We start from the raw sequence: 14,519 nt of genomic DNA, 5'->3' as shown, positions 1-14,519 counted from the left end.
ATCTGCATGACGCGTTATATTTTCGTCACCGGCGGTGTCGTGTCCTCATTGGGGAAAGGTATTGCGTCTGCCTCACTGGCAGCCATCCTTGAGGCACGCGGCCTGAAGGTCACCATTCTCAAGCTGGACCCGTACATCAACGTGGACCCCGGCACCATGAGCCCGTTCCAGCACGGTGAGGTTTTCGTCACCGAAGATGGCGCGGAAACCGACCTCGACCTTGGCCACTACGAGCGTTTCATTCGCACTCCAATGACCAAACGCAATAACTTCACCACCGGCCGGGTGTACGAAGAGGTTATTCGCAAGGAGCGTCGGGGCGATTATCTGGGTGGTACCGTTCAGGTCATTCCGCACATCACCGACGAAATCAAACGCCGTGTGGTGGAAGGAGCAGCGGGTGCCGACGTGGCACTGATTGAAGTCGGTGGCACGGTAGGTGATATCGAATCCCTGCCGTTCCTGGAAGCCTGCCGTCAGCTGAAGGTGGAAGTAGGCTCCCAGCGTGCACTGTTCATGCACCTGACGCTGGTTCCTTACATTGCTACCGCCGGCGAGATCAAAACCAAGCCGACTCAGCATTCCGTGAAAGAAATGCGCTCCATCGGCCTGCAGCCGGATATCCTGCTGTGCCGCTCTGAGCACGAAGTAGACGCCAGCTCCCGTCGCAAGATTGCCCTGTTCACCAACGTGGAAGAGCGCGCGGTCATCCCGATGCAGGACGCCAGGTCCATCTACGCCATTCCGCGCATGCTGCACGAATACGGTCTGGACCAGCTGGTTATCGAACGCTTCGGCCTGGATGCCCGTGAAGCAGACCTGAGCGAATGGGACGCGGTTGTGGATTCACTGATGAATCCGCAGGACGAAGTCACCATCGCCATGGTCGGCAAATACATGGAGCTGCTGGACGCCTACAAGTCCCTGATCGAATCCCTGCTGCACGCCGGTATCAAGACCCGCACCAAGGTCAACATCAACTACATCGATTCCGAAGACATCGAACGCGACGGCACCTCCGTGCTGGAATCCGCGGATGCTATTCTGGTGCCCGGTGGCTTTGGTGAGCGTGGCGTGGAAGGCAAGATCCGCACCGTACAGTACGCCCGTGAAAACAAGGTGCCGTATCTGGGCATCTGCCTGGGTATGCAGGTGGCGGTTATCGAATACGCCCGCAACGTGGCCGGCCTGAAAGACGCCCACAGCACGGAATTCCGTGAACACACACCGGAGCCGGTTGTCGGCCTGATCACCGAATGGCTCGATGCCACCGGTGAAAAAGAAGAGCGCACCGAAGAATCCGACCTCGGCGGCACTATGCGTCTGGGGGCCCAGGATTGTGTGCTGACCGAAGGCTCCACCATCGTTGGCTGTTACGGCAAGAAGACCATTCGTGAGCGCCATCGTCACCGTTACGAAGTCAACAACCACTTCCTGCCGAGACTGGAAGAAGCAGGCCTGCAAATCTCCGGCCGCTCTGCCGATGGCAAACTGGTTGAAGTGGTGGAAGCACCTGATCATCCCTGGTTCGTGGCCTGCCAGTTCCACCCGGAATTTACCTCAACACCCCGCGACGGCCATCCGCTGTTCAAGGGCTTTGTTGAAGCCGCGCTGGCGAACAAGAAAGGATCCTGATTATGGCGCGCAGCAACCTGAACGTCTCGGGCATTGAGATCGCCAACGATAAGCCGTTTGTGCTGTTCGGCGGCATGAACGTGCTTGAGTCCAGGGAACTGGCGTTTGAAGTCGCGCAAAAGTATGTGGATGTCTGCACTCGCCTGGGCATCCCGTACGTATTCAAGGCGTCCTTCGACAAAGCCAACCGCTCATCCGTCAACTCCTTCCGCGGCCCCGGCCTCGACAAGGGGTTGCAGATCCTGGCTGATATCAAGAGCAAGTATGGCGTACCGATCATCTCGGACGTGCACGAGCCCGGCCAGGCTGCCCCGGCGGCGGAAGTCTGCGACATCATACAGTTGCCTGCTTTCCTGAGTCGCCAGACTGACCTGGTGGTGGCCATGGCCAAAACCGGTGCGGTCATCAACATCAAGAAAGCCCAGTTCCTGGCACCCCAGGAAATGAAGCATATCATCACCAAGTGCGAAGAAGCCGGCAACGACCAGATCATCCTCTGCGAACGCGGCACCAGCTTCGGCTACAACAACCTGGTGGTGGACATGCTCGGCTTTGGCATCATGAAACAGATGAACGTGCCGGTGTTCTTCGACGTCACCCACGCCCTGCAGATGCCGGGCGGTCGTGCCGACTCCGCCGGCGGGCGTCGTGCCCAGGTCACCGACCTGGCCCTGGCGGGAATGTCTCAGGGCCTGGCGGGCCTGTTCCTTGAGGCTCACCCAGACCCGGATAACGCCAAATGCGATGGCCCCTGCGCGTTGCGCCTGAGCCAGCTGGAACCGTTCCTTGAGCGAGTGAAAGCTGTCGACGATCTGGTAAAAAGTTTTAAACCTATCGACACCGCCTGATTGGCGGTGTTGGCAATTTAAAAGCCCGCAGATTTCTGGCGTTAAACAGTTTGACGGCATACTGCAGGTTTCGTGAGCAAACGGCTGGAAGGCCTTGGCGAAAATTTCGAAGGCCAAGGATGGCCTGAGAGAAGCGCACATGGATGTGCTCGTAGCGGTTTTCGCCAAGGCCTTCCAGTTGTTTGCTCTTGCACCAAAATTCAAAGCTTGTTCAGTGTTTAGAAGATAAAATCTGGAGAACCATACGAATGACCAAGATTGCCAACATCAAAGCCCGTGAGGTTCTGGATTCCCGTGGTAACCCCACCGTGGAAGCAGACGTCATCCTGGAAGACGGTACACTGGGCCGCGCTTGCGCACCGTCCGGCGCCTCTACCGGTTCCCGCGAAGCTCTGGAACTGCGCGATGGTGACGCCTCCCGTTACCTCGGTAAAGGTGTTCGCAAAGCCGTTGAAGCCATCAACGGTCAGATTCGTGACGCCCTGCTGGGTAAAGATGCCGCCGACCAGCGCAGTCTGGACCAGATCATGATCGACCTGGACGGCACCGAAAACAAAGCCAACCTGGGCGCCAACGCCATCCTGGCCGTATCCCTGGCTGCTGCCAAAGCCGCAGCTGTCTCCCTGGGCAAGCCTCTGTATGAGCACATCGCCGATGTAAACGGCACCTCCGGCAAATTCTCCATGCCGGTGCCGATGATGAACATCCTCAACGGTGGTGAGCACGCCGACAACAACGTCGACATCCAGGAATTCATGGTCCAGCCGGTCTCCGTGAACAGCTTCGGTGAAGCCCTGCGCGTTGGTGCCGAAATCTTCCATAGCCTCAAGAAAGTGCTGAAGGCCCAGGGCCTGAATACAGCCGTAGGCGACGAAGGCGGTTTTGCCCCCAACCTGCCGTCCAACGAAGCAGCCCTGGCGGCGATCAAGGAAGCCGTCGAGAAAGCCGGTTATGAACTGGGCAAAGACGTCACTCTGGCGCTGGACTGTGCCTCTTCCGAGTTCTACAAAGATGGCCAGTACCAGCTGTCTGGTGAGGGCAAGAGCTTCGATTCCGAAGGCTTTGCCGATTACCTGTCCGGCCTGTGCGACCGTTACCCGATTGTGTCCATCGAGGATGGTATGGACGAGAGCGACTGGGACGGCTGGAAAGTGCTGACCGACAAACTGGGCAGCAAGGTTCAACTGGTCGGGGATGACCTTTTTGTCACCAACACCAAGATTCTGAAGCAGGGTATCGAGAAGGGCATTGGTAATTCCATTCTGATCAAGTTCAATCAGATCGGTAGCCTGACCGAGACTCTGGATGCCATCAAGATGGCTCAGGATGCTGGCTACACGGCGGTCATTTCTCACCGTTCCGGCGAAACCGAAGATACCACCATTGCGGATCTGGCCGTGGCTACCTGTGCTGGCCAGATCAAGACTGGTTCTCTGTGTCGTTCCGACCGGGTTGCCAAGTACAACCAGCTGCTGCGTATTGAAGAGGCGCTGGAAGGCAAGGCACCTTACCGTGGCCTGAGCGAAATCAAAGGTCAGGGTTGAGGATTAGCAACCTTTTCTGACCCGCCGGTCCATTCCGGCAGGTAACAAAATGTTAAGGCCATCGCGTTCTGAATGAAAATTCAGACACGATGGCCTTTTTGTACAGTGACTTACAGAAAATTGTTGCTAATCTACTATAAGGTCTATACTTGACCCTCGACTCGTTTATATTGTTGTTCATTTTCTGTACGGATTCGGCATGAAATCGCTTTGGGCCATTCTGGTAGTGCTGATACTCCTGCTGCAGGTTCGCCTGTGGATCGGGGAGGGCAGTTTTGCGCAGGTGTGGGCCCTGGAGCAGTCGATTGCCGAGCAGCGGGAGGAGAATGCCGAGTTGGCGGCCCGGAATGACCGGCTTTATGCGGAGGTGCGGAATCTTCGCAATGAGCAGGGCGCCGTTGAGGAGCGGGCCCGGATGAATCTTGGCCTGATTCGTGAGGATGAGACGTTCTTTCTGGTCGTCGAGAATTAACTTCGGTGCATAGAGCATCATGGGCCTTCTTTCCGGGAACCGCTACAAGCACTTCCCTGTGCGCTTCTCTCCGGCCATCCATGGCCTCCGAAATTCCCGGAAAGAAGGCCCATGATACTCTCCGTACCTTGTGCAGAGCCGTCTATGAGTACCCCAGATCTCTGGCTTATCGTCCCCGCCGCCGGTATCGGCCAGCGCATGAAAGCCGAATGCCCCAAGCAATACCTCAGGATCAATAACCGTTTTATCCTGGACATCACCCTGTCCCGTTTGTTGGACAACGCCCCGTTTAAAGGTTGTATGGTGCCGCTGAATCCGAAGGACCACTGGTGGCCGGAGAGTGAGTCGGCGAGGGATGATCGGGTGCAGACCTGTACTGGGGGCAAAGAACGGGCGGATTCGGTGTTGTCGGCTCTGGTAGCCCTGGAGGGGCAGGCCGCGGATAATGACTGGGTGCTGGTACATGATGCGGCGCGGCCCTGTGTTCATTCTGAAGATCTGTCCCGTCTGATTGAGACGTTGTCTGAGCATCCGGTGGGTGGTTTGCTGGCGGCGCCGGTGGCGGATACGTTGAAGCTTGCCGAGGCCGGATCATTGCCGGTGGTGAGTGAGACCATTGACCGGAGCAGGTTGTGGCGGGCGTTGACGCCGCAGATGTTCCGGTTCGGAGCGTTAAAACAGGCGTTGTCATTGTGTCTGGAACGTGGCCAGGCGATTACGGATGAGTCCTCTGCCATGGAGTTTTCCGGTAACATGCCGGTTCTGGTGGAAGGGCGCCCGGATAATCTGAAAATTACGGTCCCCTCGGATCTGGCGTTGGCGGAGTTTATCCTCGGGCGTCAGTGATTCCCTGCATTCTGTTCTGTTTTCGGAGATGATCATGCGCATTGGTCAGGGCTTTGATGTCCATGCCTTCTGTGAGGGCGATTCTGTCATTCTTGGGGGTGTGACAATTCCCCATAGCCACGGTCTCATGGCGCACTCGGACGGGGATGTTCTGTTGCATGCGCTTGCGGATGCGCTGTTGGGCGCGGTGGCGCTGGGTGATATTGGCCATTTCTTTCCGGATTCCAGCGAGGAGTGGGCCGGTGCAGACAGCCGGGATTTGTTGCGGCGGGTGATGCAGCGGGTGCTGGATGAGGGGTACGCGGTCACCAATATTGATGCCACGATCATTGCCCAGGCGCCGAAAATGGCGCCCCATATTGAGGCCATGCGGATGAACATTGCCGAGGATCTGGGCGTGCCGGCTAATCGGGTGAGTGTGAAAGCCACCACCACAGAAAAGCTGGGCTTCACCGGGCGTGGGGAAGGCATTGCCTGTCAGGCCGTGTGTCTGCTGGAGGCGGTTCCCCAGTGAGTGAGGATTCTCAGTGGCTGTTGGACTGGCCGGTGTCTGGCGGAGCTCGGGTTGGTCGGGCCGAACTGAAAACGTCGCCCGAGGATTTTCGGGTTACGGAGTTGCTCTGGCCGGAGCGGGAGGAGGATGCCGCGGCACCAGGTCCGGTTGAGGTATCCGGCGACGGTGAGCACCTTTGCCTGCGGCTGGAGAAAACCGGTGACAATACCGAGTACGTCGCCCGGGAGCTGGCGGCTCTGGCGGGCTGTCGTTCTTTCGATGTTGGTTTCTGTGGCCTGAAAGACCGGCATGCGGTGACGGTTCAGTGGTTCAGTCTTTATCGGCCAGGCCAGGAGGCGGACGATCAGGCGTTGATGGCAGAGGTTGGCCAGCGTTGGCCGGTTCGGGCCGCGGTTCGCCATTCCCGCAAACTGAGGCGGGGTGATCATCAGGCCAATGGTTTTGAGATTGTGCTGCGCAATGTGACGGGCCAGCGCGAGCTTGTGGAAGCCGGGCTTGAGCGGTTGGCGAGTCAAGGTGCTCCGAATTATTTTGGTCCCCAGCGGTTCGGTTTTCAGGGAGGGAATCTCGACCGTGCGGTACAGATTGATCCCTCACGGCTCAATCGCAAGCGCGGACGCGCTGGCAGAAGCGCGTCGAAAAACGTATTGTACTTTTCGGCGGCACGTTCCTGGCTGTTCAATCAGGTACTTGCGGAGCGGGTCAGCAATCGAACCTGGACCGAGGTGTTACCGGGAGAGCCGGAACCCTCAGGTGCCGGGCCCACCGGACCACTCTGGGGCGATGGCGGTACGCTGGCCTCGGGCGAGCAGGAAACCCTTGAGCGTGGTGTGGTGGATGCCTGCCCGGGGTTGGCCAGGTTGTTCCAGTCCACCCGCATGAAACCGGAGCGGCGCCCCCTGGTTGCCCACCCGGGTGAGTTCAAATGGCAGTGGCTGGATACCACCACCCTGCGAGTTCAGTTTGTGTTGTCGCCCGGGCAATACGCCACAACGGTATTGGGCGACCTTTTCGAGCTTGAGGACCTGAGCCTCAGCCGTGATAACAAGTAGTAAGGCTAGCGGAGATAATTGTGCGAATTCTGTTGTCCAACGACGATGGCGTTCATTCGCCGGGTCTGGTGGCGCTGTATGAGGGTCTGAAGGGCCTCGGGGAGCTGAAAGTTGTTGCCCCGGACCGGGATCACAGCGGTGCCAGTAATGCCCTGACACTGAACCGGCCTCTTACGGTAGAGCAGCATCCCAATGGTTTCCGGTCTGTCGACGGAACGCCAACAGATTGCGTACACCTGGCCGTTAACGGTCTGTTCGACACGGCGTTTGACCGGGTTGTATCGGGCATCAATACCCACGCCAATCTTGGTGATGACATCATCTACTCGGGTACGGTGGCCGCGGCTACAGAGGGGCGCCATCTGGGGCTGCCTGCCATTGCTGTATCGCTGGTCAACAATGGCCACTTCCATTACGACACGGCTGCCCGGGTAGTGCGGCTGTTGCTGGAGTACAAGCAGGCCCTGAAACTGGGCCCCCGTTCCATTCTCAATGTAAATGTGCCGGATCTGCCCTGGGAACGGCTTAGCGGGTTCCGCGTGACCCGTCTGGGACACCGTGAACGGGCCGAGGGTGCGGTGCCGATGACCTGCCCGAGAGGCAAGCAGAGATACTGGATAGGGGCAGCGGGGCAGGGCGGAGATGCAGGCCCGGGTACGGATTTTCATGCGGTGCGTGAGGGCTATGTGTCCATCACCCCGGTGCACATCGATATGACCCGGCACGAAGCCTTGTCCGGCCTCAGGGAATGGGTTGACGGTCTGGATATGACTACCGGAGGTCAGTCATGACGGCCCAGCTCGAAGGCATCGGCATGACCTCACGGCGCACGCGCATGCGTCTGGTGCAGCGTCTACGTGAGGGGGGAATAGAGTCTGACCGGGTGCTTGAGGTGATTGGCCAGGTGCCCCGGCATATCTTTCTGGACGAAGCGTTGTCACACCGGGCCTACGAGGATACCTCGCTGCCCATCGGGCATGGCCAGACTCTTTCCCAACCCTACATCGTCGCCCGGATGACTGAGCTGTTGCTGGCCCATGCGCCGCAACGGGTGCTGGAACTGGGGACCGGCTCCGGCTACCAGACGGCCGTGCTTTCGCAACTGTTCCCCGAGATCTACAGTGTTGAGCGTATCCGCCCGCTCCAGGATCGCGCCCGGGACCGGCTGCGCCAGTTAAACGTGCGCAATGTCCTGCTTAAACATGCGGATGGTGGTATGGGCTGGCCAGAACGAGGGCCCTTCGATGGCATCATCGTAACGGCAGCCCCGGTGGAAGTTCCCAGAGAACTGCTGGATCAGCTGGCCGATGGTGGCGTGCTGATAGCCCCGGTGGGGGAAGAGAATCAGGTGTTGGTTGAGATTATCCGCAAAGGCAATCGCTTTGAGCGCCACAACCTTGAACCGGTGCATTTTGTGCCTTTGTTGGGTGGAGTTATCCGTTAATGTCAGAACCGTCGGTGTCGGAAACAGACCAAAACCAGACTGAGTATCATCATCGCCTGCCTGCGATATTTCTGAGGGGCATGGCGATGGGTGCCGCGGATATTGTGCCAGGTGTTTCCGGTGGCACCATTGCCTTCATCACCGGTATCTACTTCCGCTTGCTGGAGGCCATCAGTGCCGCGCCCGTAGCCTTTGTGCGCCAACTGGTGCGGGGTAATGTGGCCGGCTTCTGGCGAGCCATCGACGGGACGTTTCTGGTCTGTTTGCTGGCGGGGATTGTGTCGAGTATTGCCAGCCTGGCCTCTGTCATTACCTGGTTGCTCGAAACCCAGCCAGTTCTGATCTGGAGCTTCTTTTTCGGTTTGATTGTGGCCTCGGTCTGGCATGTTGGTCAGCAGGTCCAGCGGCCCCGGGCCGGTTTGCTGGTGCCGTTTGTGGCGGGGGCTGTCTTTGCCTGGTGGGTGACGACCTTGCCGGCCAGTGAACTTGCGCCCACGGGCATTGCCTTCCTGGGAGCTGGCGCGCTGGCTATCTGCGCCATGATTCTGCCCGGTATCTCCGGTAGCTTCCTGCTGTTGATTATCGGCATGTACGCCCCTGTTCTTGCCGCGATCAAAAACCTTGAAGTGACCCATCTGGGGCTGTTTGTGCTGGGTTGCCTGATTGGGTTGTTGTCGGTTGCGCGCCTGATTACGCTGGCCTTTCGGCATTTTCACGACACAGTGTTAGCGCTGCTCACCGGCTTTATGGTGGGCGCCTTGAGTAAGGTTTGGCCCTGGCAGGAAACCCTCAGCTGGCGTACCAACAGTGCCGGGCATCAGGTACCGTTGAGCCAGACCCCGGTGACACCGGAAACCTGGACAACGCTTTACGGGCAGGATCCCCAGATTCTGCTGGCGGTGTTAATGGCGGCGCTCGGGCTGGCGTTGGTATTAGTGATTGAATTGGCCGGCAAAAAGGCAAGGCCTGCGGAGAGTGGTTCGGCCTGAGCAAGAGAAAATGTTACCTGGCGCACAAAAAGACTGTTCCCGAGGGTAACAATCCTGTGCACAGGGTAACTTGGAATTGCCCGATAATCGTGCAATATATTAGTAAGTTAGTCCTGAATGATAAGAAACTGGATAAAATCAGGGCGATTCTTAAGACGGATTTTTCATAACCGGGCAGCTTTTAATACGTGACTCTTTTTAACGGGCGCATTCAATTCGAGCATTTCCCCGTTTGGTGGTCTGAAGTCCCGGCTTCTGAGCGCCGGAGCCCTCCATTGTTCCGGGCCATGATGACTGCGCTCCTGGCCGTCGCTGTGCTTGTGCTCTCAGGCTGCAATACCAGTGCAATCTATCAGGACGATCTGTATAACCCTCCGGTTTACTGGGGCTCCCATGTGGTCAAAAAGGGCGAAACCCTGTATCGGATCGCCTGGCAGTACGGCCGGGACTATCGGGAGCTGGGTAATGCCAATGGCATCGGGCCGCCCTGGAATATTCGTCCGGGGCAGGTGCTTCGACTTGATCGCAAGGGCACGATCCCCCGGACCGCGCGGACGACCGCGCCCTCCAGGCCCGCGGCATCACCACCCCCTTCCCGTTCAGGTGCAGGCGCGACGGTGTCGAAACCGGCTGCCAAACCCGCGACCTCCGCTCCGACGGCCAGGTCATCCGGTAGTCAGGTGGTGGCCAATGTGCGATGGCACTGGCCGCATTCTGGCACTGTAATTGCAAACTTTTCTTCGTCTGGCAAAGTCAATAAAGGCATTGATATCGCCGGCAATCCCGGTGATGCTGTCAAGGCGGCGGCTGATGGAAGCGTGGTGTACGCAGGAAACGGGTTGCTAGGTTATGGCAATCTGATTATCGTGAACCATAACGAACATTATTTGAGCGCCTACGCACACAATCGGAAAATTCTCGTTAAGGAAGGGGAGGGTGTGAAAGCTGGACAGGTAATCGCCGAACTGGGCAATACCGGAACCGACAAACCGAAGTTGCATTTCGAGATACGCAAGAATGGCAACCCGGTGGATCCATCCAGGTATTTGCCAAGGCGCTGAAAAACGCGCACGGGCCCGAGGCCCGGAGGGTATTACCCAACAGCCTGACTGAAACCGCGAAACAGAAGAACAAAAACGGCAACGGTAATTGCCAGCCAACAAGTAAATGTCCTGAAGAAAACCAAAACTGAAACACTCCCGGAATAAAAAGAAGTAGCGGGTGACAACAGGATTATTGAGAGGCGGGGTAAACAATGTCAGTAGAACAGGAAGATATCATCATTGATCGCGTAGCAGATCTGGAAGACGCCGACGATCAACTGTTAGCCGAAGACAAGCCTGAAAAAGCTTCTGCTGAAGACGAAACTGCAGAAGTCGAAGACGGATTTCCCGCACAGGGAAAGTACTACTCCAACCAGAAGCAGCTGGATGCCACTCAGCTGTACCTCAACGAAATTGGTTTTTCTCCCCTGCTTACTCCGGAAGAAGAGGTGTACTTCGCGCGGCTTGCCCGTAAAGGGGAAGAGAGCGGCCGTAAGCGCATGATCGAGAGTAATCTCCGGTTGGTGGTCAAGATTGCGCGCCGCTACGTCAACCGTGGGCTGACACTGCTTGATCTGATCGAGGAAGGCAACCTGGGGCTGATTCGGGCGGTTGAGAAGTTCGATCCCGAGCGTGGATTCCGTTTCTCCACCTACGCTACCTGGTGGATTCGCCAGACCATCGAGCGAGCCATCATGAACCAGACCCGCACCATCCGTCTGCCGATTCATGTGGTCAAGGAATTGAACCTGTACCTGCGGGCCGCCCGTGAGCTGACCCAGAAACTGGACCATGAACCGACCGCGGAAGAAATTGCCCGCATGGTCGACAAGCCGGTTGACGACGTAAAACGCATGCTCGGCCTCAACGAGCGCGTTGCCTCCATGGACACTCCGATCGGGGCCGGGAGTGACAAGTCCCTGATGGATACCGTGGCCGATGAGGGCGCGTCGGATCCTGCGGATCTGCTGCAGGACAACAACATGTGTTCATGCCTGGAGAAGTGGATTGATCAGCTCAGCGACAAACAGCAGGAAGTGCTTTCCCGCCGTTTCGGGCTGAGGGGCTATCCCATCAGTACCCTGGAAGAGGTTGGCCAGGAGATTGGCCTGACCCGGGAAAGGGTGCGGCAGATTCAGGTGGAAGCCTTGCGTCGCCTGCGGGAGATCCTTGAGAAAGAGGGATTGTCCGGAAGTCTGCTGTTCAAATAGACTGGATTGACGAGATCAGTGAAAAAGCCGGCCATGGAAACATGGTCGGCTTTTTTGTTAAATGTGGCGGCAAATGAGAACCAGGTGGCGATCAGGCCGCAAAGTTCGTTGTTAGAATGGGCCACCGGGCAGATCTAGGGAGTCGCCCTGGTGTCGAATGAAACACTCAATAATAACGATCGAAAGGAAAGGACTATGAAGAAGGCTCTTACTGCAGGATTTGCATCCCTTTTGCTAACCGGTGTTCTGTCAGCCCCGGCTTCCGCCCTGACCGTAGGGGATGTCGATGTGCCCGATACCTATTCTGCCATGGGGCAGGAACTCAAGCTCAATGGCGCCGGCACCCGTTCCAAGTGGTTTATGGATCTTTATGTGGGTGGTCTCTATGTACCTGAACAGGTGAGCGATGGCGAAGCGGTTATCAACGCTGATGAGCCCCAGGCCATCACGCTGCACATTACCTCGGGGATGATCACCAGCGAGCGCATGACCGAGGCGACCATGGACGGCTTCAAGGCATCCACCGATGGTGACCTGTCTGCTATCCAGTCGGATGTGGACCAGTTCATGGCGGTATTCCAGGAAGAGATCACCGAAGGTGATGTGTTTGATCTGGTTTACCTGCCCGGCGAAGGCGTTCGCGTACTCAAGAACGGCGAGCAGAAAGATACCGTTGGCGGCCTGGAGTTCAAGAAGGCGCTGTTTGGTATCTGGCTGTCAGACAAGCCCGCCCAGGAAGACCTGAAAGAGAAAATGCTGGGCCAGCGTTGATCGCAACCCAGATCTGAAAAAGCCGGCATTCGCCGGCTTTTTTTTGTTCCTGTCAGTTCGCTTTCAAGACAGTCTACTGGTAGTCCCGCTTCTGCTTGAATTCGCACAGATCCTCAATAATGCAGGCGCCACATTTTGGCTTTCGGGCTGTGCAGGTATACCGGCCGTGAAGGATCAGCCAGTGGTGAGCGTCCATCAGGAACTCTTTCGGCACCAGCCTGAGCAAGCGTTTCTCGACTTCCAGTACATTCTTGCCCGGCGCGATACCGGTACGGTTGGAGACCCGGAAAATGTGGGTGTCCACGGCCATGGCTGGCTGCCGGAACGCTGTGTTCAGCACCACATTAGCCGTTTTACGGCCGACGCCGGGCAAGGCTTCCAGGTCTTCCCGCCGGGCCGGGACTTCACTGCCGTGTTTCTCGATCAGAATGCGGCAGGTCTTGATCACATTCTCGGCCTTGCTGTTAAACAGCCCGATGGTCTTGATGTATTCCTTCAGGCCGTCAACGCCCAGGGCAAGAATGGCCTCGGGCGTGTTCGCTACCGGGAACAGCTTGTCGGTGGCCTTGTTCACGCCTACGTCTGTGGCTTGAGCGGAGAGAATGACCGCAATCAGTAGCTCAAATGGCGTGCTGTAATTGAGCTCCGTGGTCGGATTGGGGTTAGCGTCCCGCAACCGGGAGAAAATCTCGGTACGTTTTTCTTTGTTCATGCTGGCCCGATCTGGTTCAGGAAATAGTGCCGGTTACGCGCACCCGTTTGCTACCTGTGCTGGCCGGAGCGGGTTCGGCGGCTTTTCTGCGTTCTTTGAGGTGATTGTCGATGCCGTTCTTCAGGGCAATCAACAACCCGAGGCCCACAAAGGCGCCCGGTGGAAGCACCATGAACAGCATGTCGGGGTACTGTTCGAGCGGCCGGATGACCCAATCCGCCGCCATGGGGCCGAGGAGCAGGTGCATGTCGGCGAACAATGTGCCCTGGCCGATCAGTTCCCTCATAGCGCCCAGGGTCATCAATACCGCAAGGAAGCCGATCCCCATCATGGCGCCGTCCAGAATGGCCGGTAACGGTGGATTCTTGGAAGCAAAGGCATCGGCACGGCCAAGAATGGCGCAATTGGTAACGATCAGCGGGATGAAGATGCCGAGAATCTGGTACAGCTCATAGGTGAACGCTTGCATCAGCAGTTCGGCGCAGGTTACGAACGAGGCAATGATCATGACGAACGCCGGCAGTCGAACGGATTCGCTGACGAAGTTCCGGATAAGGGAGACCGACAGGTTTGAGCCCATTAACACCAATAGTGTGGCCAGGCCCAGGCCGATGGCGTTGACGACCGTGCTGGTGACGGCAAGCAGCGGACACAACCCGAGAACCTGCACCAGGGCAGGGTTGTTGTGCCAGAGGCCATCCTTGATGATTTCGCTGGACGTTTTCGTGCTCATGATCAGGAGTGCTCCGCTGGTTGAGTATCGGCGGCAATGGCTTCCGGAGACAGGCGGCGCTTACCGGGCTCCGGGGGCGCGTTCACCCGTTCGCGGATGATCTCACGGTTCTGGCGAAAATAGACCAGGGTTTTCTGTACCGCTTTCACTACGGCTCTCGGAGTGATGGTGGCTCCGGTGAACTGGTCGAAGATGCCACCGTTCTTCTTCACGTTCCAGGCGTTGGGGGCAGGGTTACCGAGAGACTTCCCGTCAAACCCATAGATCCAGTCAGACTTGCGGGTTTCGATACGATCGCCAAGCCCCGGTGTTTCCTTATGGCTGGTGACCCGAACCCCCAATACCCGGCCTTGAAGATCCAGGCCAACCAACAGGCGGATATTACCGGAGTAGCCGTCTGGTGCCACGGTGGGCAGTATCATGCCGATAGGCCGGCCGTCTTTTCTGGCAACCCAGGCCCGCACGGGGCCTTCAACGGGTAGCCGCTCGCTGGCAGGCAGGGCGACCACATCTTTCAGCAGGTCATTATCATGCTGGCTTTCCGGAATAATCTCGAACAGTGCCCTGGCCTCGGCGCGGGCCGCCTGCTCCTGAATCCGGTCTTTGGTCAGCCCCTGAGTCAGGGCAATGGTGCCGCCGGTAATAATGGCAAACAGGCCCAGGCCGATGGCGCTTCGACGGATGGCGGTGGTTACTGCACTCATG

General features: G+C 57.7%; 16 protein-coding genes. 13 read left to right on the top strand and 3 right to left on the bottom strand.

What is annotated here, in order from left to right:
* Positions 1 to 6 precede the first annotated feature (6 nt).
* The 13 genes from pyrG to ARC85_RS14825 all read left to right on the top strand — a co-directional run bounded on the left by pyrG (position 7) and on the right by ARC85_RS14825 (position 12,369).
* On the top strand, positions 7 to 1,635 hold the full coding sequence (gene pyrG, locus ARC85_RS14885) for a CTP synthase (RefSeq protein ID WP_011784435.1): 1,629 nt from the start codon (positions 7 to 9) through the stop codon (positions 1,633 to 1,635).
* A 2-nt stretch (positions 1,636 to 1,637) separates the two neighbouring features.
* Positions 1,638 to 2,483 (top strand): 3-deoxy-8-phosphooctulonate synthase, encoded by an 846-nt coding sequence (kdsA, locus tag ARC85_RS14880; RefSeq protein ID WP_199451760.1) that lies wholly within the window; start codon positions 1,638 to 1,640, stop codon positions 2,481 to 2,483.
* A 248-nt stretch (positions 2,484 to 2,731) separates the two neighbouring features.
* A complete protein-coding gene (eno, locus tag ARC85_RS14875; protein WP_011784437.1) occupies positions 2,732 to 4,027 on the top strand; it encodes a phosphopyruvate hydratase in 1,296 nt (431 codons plus the stop codon).
* Positions 4,028 to 4,226: 199 nt separating this feature from the next.
* Positions 4,227 to 4,499, top strand: a complete 273-nt coding sequence (locus ARC85_RS14870; protein ID WP_011784438.1) for a septum formation initiator family protein — start codon at positions 4,227 to 4,229, stop codon at positions 4,497 to 4,499.
* Positions 4,500 to 4,643: 144 nt separating this feature from the next.
* The gene (gene ispD, locus ARC85_RS14865; RefSeq protein WP_199451761.1) at positions 4,644 to 5,345 is read left to right on the top strand and encodes a 2-C-methyl-D-erythritol 4-phosphate cytidylyltransferase; all 702 of its coding nucleotides are present in this window, start codon (positions 4,644 to 4,646) and stop codon (positions 5,343 to 5,345) included.
* Between the two features lie 34 nt (positions 5,346 to 5,379).
* Positions 5,380 to 5,859, top strand: a complete 480-nt coding sequence (gene ispF / locus ARC85_RS14860) for a 2-C-methyl-D-erythritol 2,4-cyclodiphosphate synthase (protein WP_199451762.1) — start codon at positions 5,380 to 5,382, stop codon at positions 5,857 to 5,859.
* Positions 5,856 to 6,911, top strand: a complete 1,056-nt coding sequence (gene truD / locus ARC85_RS14855; RefSeq protein WP_199451763.1) for a tRNA pseudouridine(13) synthase TruD — start codon at positions 5,856 to 5,858, stop codon at positions 6,909 to 6,911. The genes ispF and truD overlap by 4 nt, the downstream gene beginning before the upstream one ends.
* A gap of 20 nt (positions 6,912 to 6,931) precedes the next feature.
* On the top strand, positions 6,932 to 7,702 hold the full coding sequence (gene surE / locus ARC85_RS14850; protein WP_286715276.1) for a 5'/3'-nucleotidase SurE: 771 nt from the start codon (positions 6,932 to 6,934) through the stop codon (positions 7,700 to 7,702).
* A complete protein-coding gene (locus ARC85_RS14845; RefSeq protein WP_014421914.1) occupies positions 7,699 to 8,355 on the top strand; it encodes a protein-L-isoaspartate(D-aspartate) O-methyltransferase in 657 nt (218 codons plus the stop codon). The genes surE and ARC85_RS14845 overlap by 4 nt, the downstream gene beginning before the upstream one ends.
* Complete coding sequence (locus ARC85_RS14840) at positions 8,355 to 9,344, top strand: DUF368 domain-containing protein (RefSeq protein ID WP_286715274.1); 990 nt, start codon at positions 8,355 to 8,357, stop codon at positions 9,342 to 9,344. The genes ARC85_RS14845 and ARC85_RS14840 overlap by 1 nt, the downstream gene beginning before the upstream one ends.
* A 287-nt stretch (positions 9,345 to 9,631) precedes the next feature.
* Positions 9,632 to 10,405, top strand: coding sequence for a peptidoglycan DD-metalloendopeptidase family protein (locus tag ARC85_RS14835; RefSeq protein ID WP_041656697.1), 774 nt, complete (start codon positions 9,632 to 9,634; stop codon positions 10,403 to 10,405).
* A gap of 194 nt (positions 10,406 to 10,599) precedes the next feature.
* Positions 10,600 to 11,598: an RNA polymerase sigma factor RpoS gene (gene rpoS / locus ARC85_RS14830; RefSeq protein WP_011784446.1), complete on the top strand. Its 999-nt coding sequence runs from the start codon at positions 10,600 to 10,602 to the stop codon at positions 11,596 to 11,598.
* Between the two features lie 195 nt (positions 11,599 to 11,793).
* Positions 11,794 to 12,369, top strand: a complete 576-nt coding sequence (locus ARC85_RS14825; RefSeq protein ID WP_011784447.1) for a chalcone isomerase family protein — start codon at positions 11,794 to 11,796, stop codon at positions 12,367 to 12,369.
* A gap of 73 nt (positions 12,370 to 12,442) precedes the next feature.
* Here the strand turns inward: ARC85_RS14825 and nth are convergent, their stop codons facing one another.
* From nth to rsxG, 3 genes are read right to left on the bottom strand one after another with little or no spacing between them, the layout of a single operon-like run.
* Positions 12,443 to 13,081 carry an endonuclease III gene (gene nth, locus ARC85_RS14820; RefSeq protein WP_011784448.1) on the bottom strand — a complete coding sequence of 213 codons (639 nt, stop codon included), beginning with the start codon at positions 13,079 to 13,081 and terminating at the stop codon, positions 12,443 to 12,445.
* A 16-nt stretch (positions 13,082 to 13,097) separates the two neighbouring features.
* On the bottom strand, positions 13,098 to 13,814 hold the full coding sequence (locus ARC85_RS14815) for an electron transport complex subunit E (RefSeq protein ID WP_011784449.1): 717 nt from the start codon (positions 13,812 to 13,814) through the stop codon (positions 13,098 to 13,100).
* 2 nt (positions 13,815 to 13,816) lie between these two features.
* Positions 13,817 to 14,518, bottom strand: coding sequence for an electron transport complex subunit RsxG (gene rsxG / locus ARC85_RS14810; RefSeq protein ID WP_011784450.1), 702 nt, complete (start codon positions 14,516 to 14,518; stop codon positions 13,817 to 13,819).
* Position 14,519 lies beyond the last annotated feature (1 nt).

It is taken from the genome of Marinobacter sp. tcs-11, assembly GCF_002049515.1.
In the GTDB taxonomy this organism is placed as follows: domain Bacteria; phylum Pseudomonadota; class Gammaproteobacteria; order Pseudomonadales; family Oleiphilaceae; genus Marinobacter; species Marinobacter nauticus.
This window is presented reverse-complemented; position numbering and strand designations above follow the sequence as displayed.